Source organism: Cyanobium sp. Aljojuca 7D2 (assembly GCF_024346415.1).
GTDB lineage: Bacteria > Cyanobacteriota > Cyanobacteriia > PCC-6307 > Cyanobiaceae > Cyanobium_A.
In genome coordinates, this window is record NZ_JAGQCX010000001.1 from 119,191 (window position 1) to 128,597 (window position 9,407).

General features: G+C 65.8%; 11 protein-coding genes and 1 tRNA gene. 3 read left to right on the forward strand and 9 right to left on the reverse strand.

The window, feature by feature from the left end:
- Position 1 precedes the first annotated feature (1 nt).
- On the reverse strand, positions 2–583 hold the full coding sequence (locus KBY57_RS00645; RefSeq protein ID WP_254993968.1) for a peroxiredoxin: 582 nt from the start codon (positions 581–583) through the stop codon (positions 2–4).
- A 7-nt stretch (positions 584–590) separates the two neighbouring features.
- On the reverse strand, positions 591–827 hold the full coding sequence (gene rpmB, locus KBY57_RS00650; protein ID WP_015108262.1) for a 50S ribosomal protein L28: 237 nt from the start codon (positions 825–827) through the stop codon (positions 591–593).
- Positions 828–1,033: 206 nt separating this feature from the next.
- Here rpmB and KBY57_RS00655 point away from each other — a divergent pair, with 206 nt between their 5' ends.
- Positions 1,034–1,705: a ParA family protein gene (locus KBY57_RS00655; protein WP_254993969.1), complete on the forward strand. Its 672-nt coding sequence runs from the start codon at positions 1,034–1,036 to the stop codon at positions 1,703–1,705.
- 136 nt (positions 1,706–1,841) lie between these two features.
- Here the strand turns inward: KBY57_RS00655 and htpG are convergent, their stop codons facing one another.
- A complete protein-coding gene (htpG, locus tag KBY57_RS00660; protein ID WP_254994244.1) occupies positions 1,842–3,749 on the reverse strand; it encodes a molecular chaperone HtpG in 1,908 nt (635 codons plus the stop codon).
- Between the two features lie 139 nt (positions 3,750–3,888).
- Between htpG and KBY57_RS00665 the strand changes: the two genes are divergently transcribed.
- Complete coding sequence (locus tag KBY57_RS00665) at positions 3,889–4,632, forward strand: DUF3598 family protein (RefSeq protein WP_254993970.1); 744 nt, start codon at positions 3,889–3,891, stop codon at positions 4,630–4,632.
- 10 nt (positions 4,633–4,642) lie between these two features.
- On the opposite strand, the gene KBY57_RS00670 is transcribed toward KBY57_RS00665, so the two are convergent.
- The 4 genes from KBY57_RS00670 to KBY57_RS00685 are packed head-to-tail and all read right to left on the reverse strand — an operon-like array spanning position 4,643 to position 7,378.
- Positions 4,643–4,867, reverse strand: coding sequence for an indolepyruvate ferredoxin oxidoreductase subunit alpha (locus KBY57_RS00670; protein ID WP_094560299.1), 225 nt, complete (start codon positions 4,865–4,867; stop codon positions 4,643–4,645).
- A 25-nt stretch (positions 4,868–4,892) separates the two neighbouring features.
- Positions 4,893–6,062, reverse strand: coding sequence for an ATP phosphoribosyltransferase regulatory subunit (locus KBY57_RS00675; RefSeq protein WP_254993971.1), 1,170 nt, complete (start codon positions 6,060–6,062; stop codon positions 4,893–4,895).
- A 36-nt stretch (positions 6,063–6,098) separates the two neighbouring features.
- A complete protein-coding gene (locus KBY57_RS00680) occupies positions 6,099–7,013 on the reverse strand; it encodes an inositol monophosphatase family protein (protein WP_254993972.1) in 915 nt (304 codons plus the stop codon).
- Positions 7,010–7,378 carry a 2Fe-2S iron-sulfur cluster-binding protein gene (locus KBY57_RS00685; protein WP_254993974.1) on the reverse strand — a complete coding sequence of 123 codons (369 nt, stop codon included), beginning with the start codon at positions 7,376–7,378 and terminating at the stop codon, positions 7,010–7,012. Before KBY57_RS00685 ends, KBY57_RS00680 begins: the two co-directional genes overlap by 4 nt.
- Positions 7,379–7,446: 68 nt before the next feature.
- Here KBY57_RS00685 and KBY57_RS00690 point away from each other — a divergent pair.
- Positions 7,447–7,533, forward strand: a tRNA-Ser gene (locus KBY57_RS00690).
- 91 nt (positions 7,534–7,624) lie between these two features.
- On the opposite strand, the gene pstB is transcribed toward KBY57_RS00690, so the two are convergent.
- Positions 7,625–8,449, reverse strand: coding sequence for a phosphate ABC transporter ATP-binding protein PstB (gene pstB / locus KBY57_RS00695; RefSeq protein WP_254993975.1), 825 nt, complete (start codon positions 8,447–8,449; stop codon positions 7,625–7,627).
- A gap of 45 nt (positions 8,450–8,494) precedes the next feature.
- Entirely contained in the window at positions 8,495–9,406 is a 912-nt protein-coding gene (pstA, locus tag KBY57_RS00700) for a phosphate ABC transporter permease PstA (RefSeq protein WP_254993976.1), read from the reverse strand.
- Position 9,407 lies beyond the last annotated feature (1 nt).

Consider the following 9,407-nt stretch of genomic DNA (forward strand, 5'->3'; position numbering starts at 1 on the left):
CCTAGCGGCTGATCTGAAGCTCCTGCAGGGTGGCCAGCACTTCGGCGCTGTGGCCGCTCGGACGCACGGCCACCCAGGTGGACCGCAACACACCAACGGGATCAATCAGGAAGGTGTGGCGCTGAGAAAACGGGGCGATCCAGCTGCCATAGGCGCGGCTGACGCTGCCCGCTGGATCGGAGAGCAGCGGAAAAGCCAGGCCTTCACTGCTGCAGAAGTCGGCGTGGGATTCGGCGTCATCGGCGCTCACACCCACCACGGCGGCGTTTGCGGCTTCAAAGGCAGCCAGATCCTTCTGAAAGCCGCGTGCTTCCAGAGTGCAACCGCCGGTGAAATCACGCGGATAGAAATACAGCACCAGCCAGCGTCCTCGGAAATCAGCGAGCTGCAACCGGGTTTCGATGGCCTCACCATCGGCCGCGGGAGTGATGCCCGGCAGGGAGAAATCCGGAGCGGGCTGATTCAGGGCCGGCAACGTGCCTCCCAATGCAAAAGCCTGCCGACCGAAGGCCAGCAGGCTCGTTGCCCCGAGAGTGGCAGGCACCAGGGCGGCCAGGCTGCGCAGAACTGCCCGGCGTTGCATGGTGCGCTCAGATCTTGGCCAGGTTGACGCCGAGCTCTTTGGCGTAGGCGCCCAAGCCCTTCTTTTGGATGGTTTTCAGGGCGCGGGTGGAGACGCGCAGCTTGACGAAGCGGTTGCCTTCGGCCCACCAGAGGCGCCGCTCTTGCAGGTTCACTTGTTGCAGCTTCTTGGTGCGCACGTGGGAGTGCGAGACGGCCATGCCGTTGTTGGCGCGCTTGCCGGTGAGCTGGCAGACCCGGGACATGACCGATTTCCGAAACGACGTGCAGGGCAAAACGCCCAAGACACCACTGTACCAACCGGTCTGTAAGGGGGGGTGTCGGCCCCGGCAAGGGATGGCACCTGGGCCTGGGCTTGCGTGGGCTTTTGCTCACATCGCTCCGCCAGGTAGCGGATTTGATTGAACGATTCGATCGACCACTCTATTTTGCGCCCAGTTGTTGAACTGCGGTGTTCATCACCGTTTCCGGCCAGAAGGGTGGGGTTGCCAAAACCTGCACCAGCATCCACCTCGCCAGTGTCTGGGCGGAGCGCGGCCGATCGGTGTGCGTGGTGGACGCCGACCGCAACCGCTCGGCCCTGGCCTACCGCATCCGCGGCGAATTGCCCTTCCACGTGGTGCCGGTGGAAGCCGCCGCCAAGGCCACACGCTTCGCTGATGTGGTGATCACCGATGGCCAGGCCAGCAGCGATGAGGAGGAGCTGCGCCATCTGGCCGAGGGTTCCGACCTCGTGCTGCTGCCCACCGCCCCCAAGGCCCGTGCCGTCGAGCTCACCGTTGAACTGGCCCAGCTGTTGCAGCGCGTGCAGGTGCCCCATGCCGTGCTGCTCGTGAAGGTGGATTTGCGTCAGCAACGGGCTGCCCAGGAAGCACGCCAAGCGCTCGAATCCTTTGGTCTGCAGGTGCTCAGGGCCGAAATCCCCCTGCTGGCCGCCTTCGACAAGGCCGAAACCCAGGGATTGCCCGTGTTTGCCGCCATCGACGACCGCGGCCGGGCTGACCCCCGCCGCATGGCCGGTTGGTCGGCCTATCAGTCCGTTGCCCAGGAAATTGAATGCCTAATTTCGAAGCCCTCATCCGTCGCCAGCAGGACCATCAGTCCACTGCCGCTGAGCGCCTGAGCCTCGTTCAGCCCACCTCGGTCAGCCAGGCGGTGGGAGCACCGATCGCCTGGTTGGCCTTTGCTGGTGGGCTGCTGGGTTCCTTGCTGGGCACCGTTGGCTTTCAGATCGCCTTGGCCCAGGGCTGGTTGCGGTTTTAGAGCCCCCGCTCCATCAGCTGCCCCATCAGGGTGGCGCTGCGCTGTTGGAAGCCGGCCAGTTCGTTGGGCTCCAGGCCGCCCACCGCCAGGCGCGCCAGCTCGTAGACATGGCGGCTGAGGTCGTCGGCGAGCTGCTGGCTTGGGGAGCTACCGCCGGCACCGGTGATCACCGAACCGGCCGAGAGCTTCAGGAGGCCCTCCACCAGGGGGTGCTTGCGGTTGACCAACAGCACGTGGTGATCGGGCAGGCCCGGCAAGCGCTGCTCCATCAGGGCGCCCATGTCGTTGATGCGACGCATCTGCTCCGGCAGCAGGATCAACGCGGCGGGGGCGTTGTCGCCCTTCAGGGCCTGCACCTGGATGGTGATCTTGTCGTTGGCCAGGGCGCCTTTGAACAGCTCCCGCACCTTTTCACTGGAATCCTTGCCCTCGGCATCACTCAGCTCGCTCTCCTTCTCCTGCAGGGAGTCGTCGAGCTCGCTATCCACCCGCTGGAACTTCAGCTCCTCGTGGCGGTATTCCAGCCAGGGGATGAACTGGGTATCAATGAACGTGTCGGCCAGCAGCACCTCGGCGCCCTGGCTCTTCCACAGGGCGAGCGCCCCGGCCTGCCCGGCCTCATCGGTGCAATAGAGGATCCGCTTGTCGTTGTCGGCGGCCAGACGCGAGCGGTAGCCCGCCAGTGTGGTGTAGGCCTTGCCGTTTTCGCCGGGGATCGGGTCGGGGCTGTCGCCTTCGCCGGCGGCAGCCGTGCTGCCGAACAGCACAAGATCGGCCACCTGCTCGGCGAACTTGTCGTCCTCCATGGCGCCGATCTTGATGAACGGAGCCAGCGACTCCCAGATCTCGGCGTAGCGCTTCGGATCGTCGCGATGCAGCTCCTTGAGCCGGTCGCCGACCTTCTTGGCCACGAAGCCACCGATCGAGCGCACCCGCCGGTCGGTCTGCAGGGCTGAACGGCTCACGTTCAACGGGATGTCGGGCGAATCGATCACGCCGCGCAGGGGCAGCAGGTAGCGGGGCACCACCTCCTTGATCGAGTCGCTCACAAAAACGTTGTTGCAGTAGAGCTTGATCTCACCCTTCTCCCAGTCGGCCCGGCCAGTGGATTTGGGGAAATAGAGGATCCCCTGCAGGTTGTAGGGGTAGTCGGTGTTGAGGTGCACCCACAGCAGGGGGTCGCCCTGGAAGGGGTAAAGGTAGCGGTAGAGCTCGATGTAGTCGTTGTCGCTCAAGTCGCGCGGGCTCTTGCGCCAGGGGGATTCGCGCTTGTTGACGGTTTCGCCTTCCAGCTGCACCTCCACCGGCAGGAAGTCGCAGTAGGTGGTGATCAGGGTGCGGATGCGGGCTGGCTCGATGTACTCGAGCTCCTCCTCCATCAGGTGCAGGACAACATCGGTGCCCGGCTCGCTGCGCTCAGCAGCCTCCAGGCTGAAGTTGGGCGAGCCATCGCAGCTCCAGCGCACCGCCTCAGCCCCCTCGCGGGCCGAGAGGCTCACCAGCTCCACCTGCTTGGCCACCATGAAGCTGGAGTAGAAGCCCAGGCCGAAGTGGCCGATGATCGCGTCGTTCTCCTGCTTGTACTTCTCGAGGAAGTCTTCGGCGCTGGAGAACGCCACCTGGTTGATGTAGCGCTTCACCTCGTCGGCGCCCATGCCGATGCCGTTGTCGGAAATGGTGAGCGTTTTGGCTTCGCGGTCGATGCGGATGGAGATCTTGCCTTCGGGGCCTTCGCTGCAGTCGCCGGCCATGGCGGCCATGCGGCGCTTGCTGATGGCATCGACGCCATTGCTCACCAGCTCCCGCAGGAACACCTCATGGCCGCTGTAGACGGCCTTTTTGATGATCGGAAAGATGTTCTCAGTATGGATCTGAATCTGGCCCTGTTCCGCCTGCAGCACCACAGTTTTCAAAATCACGCTGGGCCCACATTCCCCCGGGGTGGGGCCGCCCGCCAAGGGGGCGCCATGGGCAGGAAACCGTCCAAGGCCTCTGCCGGTGGGGGCTCCATAGGATCAGTTGCAGTCTCCTGATCCCCAGCCGATGGCCAGCCAGTGGCAGAACTTCCTGGCCAATCTGGGGGTCTGGCAGGGCTCCTTCACCGGCATCAGCCCCACGGGCACGGAGCTCAAGACCACCCTTTCGCTCCTCAGCCTCGAAGCCGGCGAGCAGAACGCAGAGGGTGCGATCTCGATGGTGCGCTTCCGCCGGCAGCGCTTTGAAGGGGGCGACCGCAGCGCTCCGCCCAGCAGCGACCTGAGCCAGGAGTACCGCAGCCTCGGCCGCCAGGTGGTGTTTTTTGACACCGGCACGTTCTGCAAGGGGTCGCTGCAGCTGGCCCCGGGCACGGTGTTCGGCGGAGAGTTTGGCTTTGTGCACGGCGATCGCCGCCACCGGTTGGTGCTGCTCTACACCGAAGCCGGCGATGCCGACCAGCTGGTGCTGATCCGGGAATACCGCGTCGGCTCGGGCGCCCAGGAGTGTCCGCCGCTGACGCCGGAGCAGTTGCAGGTTTCGTGGCAGGGCAGCCGGGCCACCATTGCCGCCGACTGGCCCGAGCCCGATCGATCGGAGGCCCGGGTGAGCTTCTCGGCTGCCGAGATGGCTGAGTTGCAGTGGCTCGCCGATGGCGGCTATTGCCGCTGGCCCCAGCAGGTGAGCCACCGGGAAGCCTTCAGCGTGGAGGCCGGTTGGCTCACGGCGCCCGATCGGCTCGAGCGCCTGATCCGCTGCTACGACGGCAGCGGCGCCTGGGTCTCAGCCACCCACGAGGTGTTGGAGCGTTAGGGGCGGTGCTTCAGCCGGCCTGCTGCAGCTCGGGCTTTTCCTCCGGCAGGATCGCCCCGGCCACCGGGCACACCTGCAGGCAGATGCCGCAGTCGATGCAGGTGTCGAAGTCGATCCAGTAGAAGGCCGTGCCCTTGGTGTTGGCGCCCTGGCCTGGATGGATGCAGGCCACGGGGCAGGCATCGACGCAATCGGCGACGCCCTCACAGACGTTGGTGACGATTGTGTGGGCCATGGCTCGCGCGGGTGCTGGCCGGATCCTAGGGAGCGATCCAGAGGGTGCGGCTGCAGCCTCGGCCCTCGCCGATGGCCTGGGCTTCGGCCTGGCTGGCGGTGGCACCGCTGAGCAGTTCTGCACAGGTGCCGGCCTGGTGCAGGGCTTCGAGGTGATCGAGGGCCGGGGCCAGATCCTCCGGCCGGCCGTAGGCCACCAACACCGGCGAAGAGGCGTCCAGCGTTGGTGCCACCAGCTCGCGCACCGCCTCGATGTCAAAGCCGAAGCCCACGCCTGCGGCCTGGGCAGGGTCTTGGCAGAACCGCCCCACCAGGGCGTCGTAGCGGCCACCGCTGGCGATCTCCACCGGCGCTTCCTGGCCCTGGCACACCAGCTTCAGCACCAGGCCGTCGTAGAGGGCGAAGTGGGGCTGGAAGCTGGGATCGAGCTGCAGCGCCACCCCCAGCCGCTCGACAGCCGGGGCCACCGCGGCCAGGGTGGCGCCCAGCTCGGAGAGCAGCGGCACGGGGCCCAGCCATTGCTCGAGTTGATACAGCACCCGGGCCGGCTCGCCCCGCAGGCGCATCAAGGTGGCCAGCCGCTGGCGATCGGACTCCGGCAGGGGCAGCTGGGCCAGTGCCAGGGGATCGAAGTTGGTGAGGGCGCGGCGGGCAGCGCTGCGCTGTCCGTCGGGGAGCTGGCTCAGCAGGGCGCTGAGCACGCCGTGGTGCCCCACCAGCAGTCGGGGTTGATGGCGTTCCTCCAGGCCCAGTCGTCCGGCGGCCGCGAGCAGCAGTCGCATCAGTTCCACGTCGGCGGCGGCGGAGCGCACCCCCAGCAGCTCGACACCGCTCTGGAGCTGTTCAAGGATCCGCTGGCCGCCGCCATCGCCGGTGGAGCTGCGGAAGGTGCTGCCCATCGCCCACAGGCGCAGGGGGCGGGGCCGCTCCGCCAGGCGGGTGCTGGCGGCCCGGGCGATCGAAGCGGTCAGCTCGGGGCGCAAGCCCAGAGGTTCATCGGTGGCCAACCGCACCAGCTCACGGCCATCGATGCCACCACCGGCCTCGAGGGTGTCCAGCCGTTCAAAACTCGGCGGCGCCACCTCCTGGTAACCCCAGAGCCGGTAGACCGCAGCCAGTTGCTCGGCGATGCGGCGGTTGCCTTCCACCTCGCGGGGATTGAGATCCCGGGCGCCGGCGGCGGGTTGCAGGGCCATTGCGGCGACGAGCTGGCGAAAGGGACTGGGCTGATCCTATGGATCCAGGCTGGGGGCATCGAGCTCGGGAGCGCCGTAGCTGCCGCCTGCCAGGGGCTTGCAGGCGGCCAGCCCTTCGATCAGCGCCTGGCGCAGCCCCGGTGTGCAGGCGATCAGCTTGCCGCTGGCCAGCTCCGCCGGACCGCCGTCGTAGGCGCACACCACCCCGCCGGCTTGCTCCACCAGCACCACGCCGGCGGCAAGGTCCCAGGGCGAGAGCCCCCGCTCCCAGTAGCCATCCAACCGGCCGTCGGCCACAAAGGCCAGATCCACCGCAGCGGCGCCGGCCCGCCGCACCCCGCGGGTGCGATGGGTGAACCAGGCGAATTCGGCGTAGTTGTTGTCGAGGCGGGTGTGACGGTCGTAGGCGAAGCCGGTGACCAGCAGCGACTGGCTGAGTTCGCTGCAGTCGCTCACCCGGATCGGGCTGTTGTTGGCCCAGGCCCCCAACCCCGGCGCCGCCCAGTAGAGCTGCTCCAGCGCTGGCACCGCCAGGGCCCCCAGCAGCGGCTGGCCATTCCAGGTGAGGCCCACCGAGGTGCCGAAGAACGGAAACCGATGGGCGTAGTTGGTGGTGCCATCGAGTGGGTCCACGCACCACTCCAGCGGTGAACCTTGGCCCTGGCGCCGACCACTCTCCTCCGCCAGCACCCCCAGTTCGGGCGTCTCCTGCTCGAGCACCGCCATCACGGCCTGCTCCGCCGCCACATCGGCTTCGGTCACCAGGTCGCCGGCCCGGCCCTTCTCGCGGATCCGCTCCAGGTGGCCGAAGTGATGGCGCAGCTGCTCGGCGCCGGCCTCCGCCGCCCGGCGGGCTACGGCGGCGAGCCGCTCGAGTTCAACGGCCGGCAGCTCCGAGGCTTCCCAGGCCTGGTTCGAAAGGCTGGCCGGATGGGTGGGGAAGTCAGTCATTCGTCGTCGAGGGGCAGGCCAGGGCGCACCTTGCCGCGGCCGAAGTGGCGACCGAACTGCAGCTCGTACACCTCGTCTTCGTCCTGGGTTTCCACCTCCAGCGGACCGGTGGCACGCGCGACGCAGAGAAGGCCGTAGCCGCGGCCGCGCAATTCACGCGACAGCCCCAGCGCCTCCCGCTGGTCGATCTCCCCGGAAAGCACCCGCACGGCGCAGGCTGTGCAGCAGCCATTGCGGCAGCTGAAGGGCAGGGCATCGCCCTGCTGTTCAAAGCTGCGCAGGATGTAGTCCCCCTCCGGCACCTCGTGGCGGATCACGCGGCCGGTCTGGCGCCAGTGGATCGTGATCGGGTGGCTGCGGGTCATGGTGCGAAGCGACTGGGAAGCCAGAGTCGAACTGCTACATTGCCACCTGGTTGCCCCATTTTGCCCCTGGAGAGGTGGCCGAGTGGTCGAAGGCGCAGCACTGGAAATGCTGTATAGGGGCAACTCTATCGAGGGTTCGAATCCCTCCCTCTCCGTTCAAAAGCCGGCCTCGCAGCCGGCTTTTTCATGGCAATTTCTTCGTGAGCCAAGGGTGTCGTCGGTGGCCTCAATCCTGCCGCTTGATCCTCAACCGAAGCGGCCGCTGACGTAGTCCTGGGTGGCCTGCTGAGCGGGGGCATTGAAGATGCGTTCCGTGTCGTTGAACTCCACCAGATACCCCACCTTGCCGGTGCCTCCTTCCACCGCTTCGGCATTAAAGAAGGCCGTGTGATCAGCCACCCTCACCGCCTGTTGCATGTTGTGGGTCACGATGATGATCGTGTAGCTCCGTTTGAGCTCATGCATCGTCTCTTCGATCTTGAGGGTGGAGATCGGATCGAGGGCTGAGCACGGCTCGTCCATCAGGATCACCTCCGGCTCGGTGGCGATGGCGCGGGCGATGCAGAGGCGCTGCTGCTGACCACCCGAGAGGGCAAAGCCGCTTTCGCGCAGTTTGTCCTTGCACTCATCCCACACGGCAGCCTTGCGCAGGGAGCGTTCCACCAGCTCATCCATGTCGCCCTTGAAGCCGTTGATGCGGGCACCGAAGGCGATGTTTTCGTAGATGGATTTGGGAAATGGATTGGGTTTCTGAAACACCATGCCAATTCGCCGCCTCACCTCCACCGGATCCACTTTGGGGTCGTAGAGGTCGTAGCCATCGAACACCACGCGCCCCTTCAGTCTGCAGCCTGGAATTAAATCGTTCATGCGGTTCAAACCGCGCAGCACGGTCGACTTACCGCAGCCGGATGGGCCGATGAACGCTGTGACCCGTCCGCGGGGAATGTCCATAAAGACATTCTTGACGGCCTCGAACTTCCCGTAGGAAATGGTGACGTTCTGGAGCGACATGCAGATGTCCTCCTTGCTGGCTTCAACGGCTGGGCTGGTGTGGAAGCTGCTGGTCATGGCTCGAGTGCAGGGAGGAGTTAAGGAAATCGGTTTGGGTCGTGATCAGACTTTGGCCATCCGACTAATCCAGCGAGCCAGGAGATTGGCGCCCAGGATCATCATCACCAACACGAAGGAGGCCGCCCAGGCCAGCGCGTTCTGGGCCTCATAGGGCATGATCGCGAAGTTGAAGATCAGCACCGACATGGTGGCGATCGGGTTGAACACCCCTTCGGGCCAGAAGGGGGAGAACAGCGCGGTGAAGATCAGTGGTGCGGTTTCGCCGGCGGCTCGGGCGATCGCCAACACCACACCCGTGGCGATGGGGGTGAAGGCTGAGGGCAGGGTGATTCGCATCACCGTCACAAACTTCGAGGCCCCCACGCCATAGGCCCCCCAGCGAAGTTCCTGAGGCACCAGCTTGAGGCCTTCATCGGTGGTTTTGATCACGGTGGGCAGCATCAGCACCGCCAGGGCGATACCGCCAGCCATGGCGCTGTAGCTCTGATCGAAAAACACCCGCGTCGCCACCACGATCCCGTAGACGAACACTCCACTGATGATCGACGGAACGCCGGCCAGCACGTCGTTGCCGAAGCTCACAAACTGGGCAAACCAACCCCGCTGGGAGTATTCGCTGAGGTAGACGCCACCCCCTACGCCCACTGGGATGGCGATCAGGGAGGCAATCAGGGTCACCAGAAGGGTGCCGAGAATGGCATTGCCAATGCCGCCCCCATCGAGACCTGGTGCTGGTGGCAGTTCACTGAACATGCCCACGGAGATCAGTCGGCCGCCCTGGATCAGCACGTGAAACAGGACGAGCACCAAGGGCAGAACGGCAACCACAGCGAACAAGCCAGCGATTCCGGTGAACAGCTGGTTGAGTCGATTGCGCCGCAGGTTGGGGTCAAAGTGCAGTGGCCTTCTGTCGAAGAGGGCGCTGCTGGAGTAGGTGAGGGGCTGGTTTGCCATG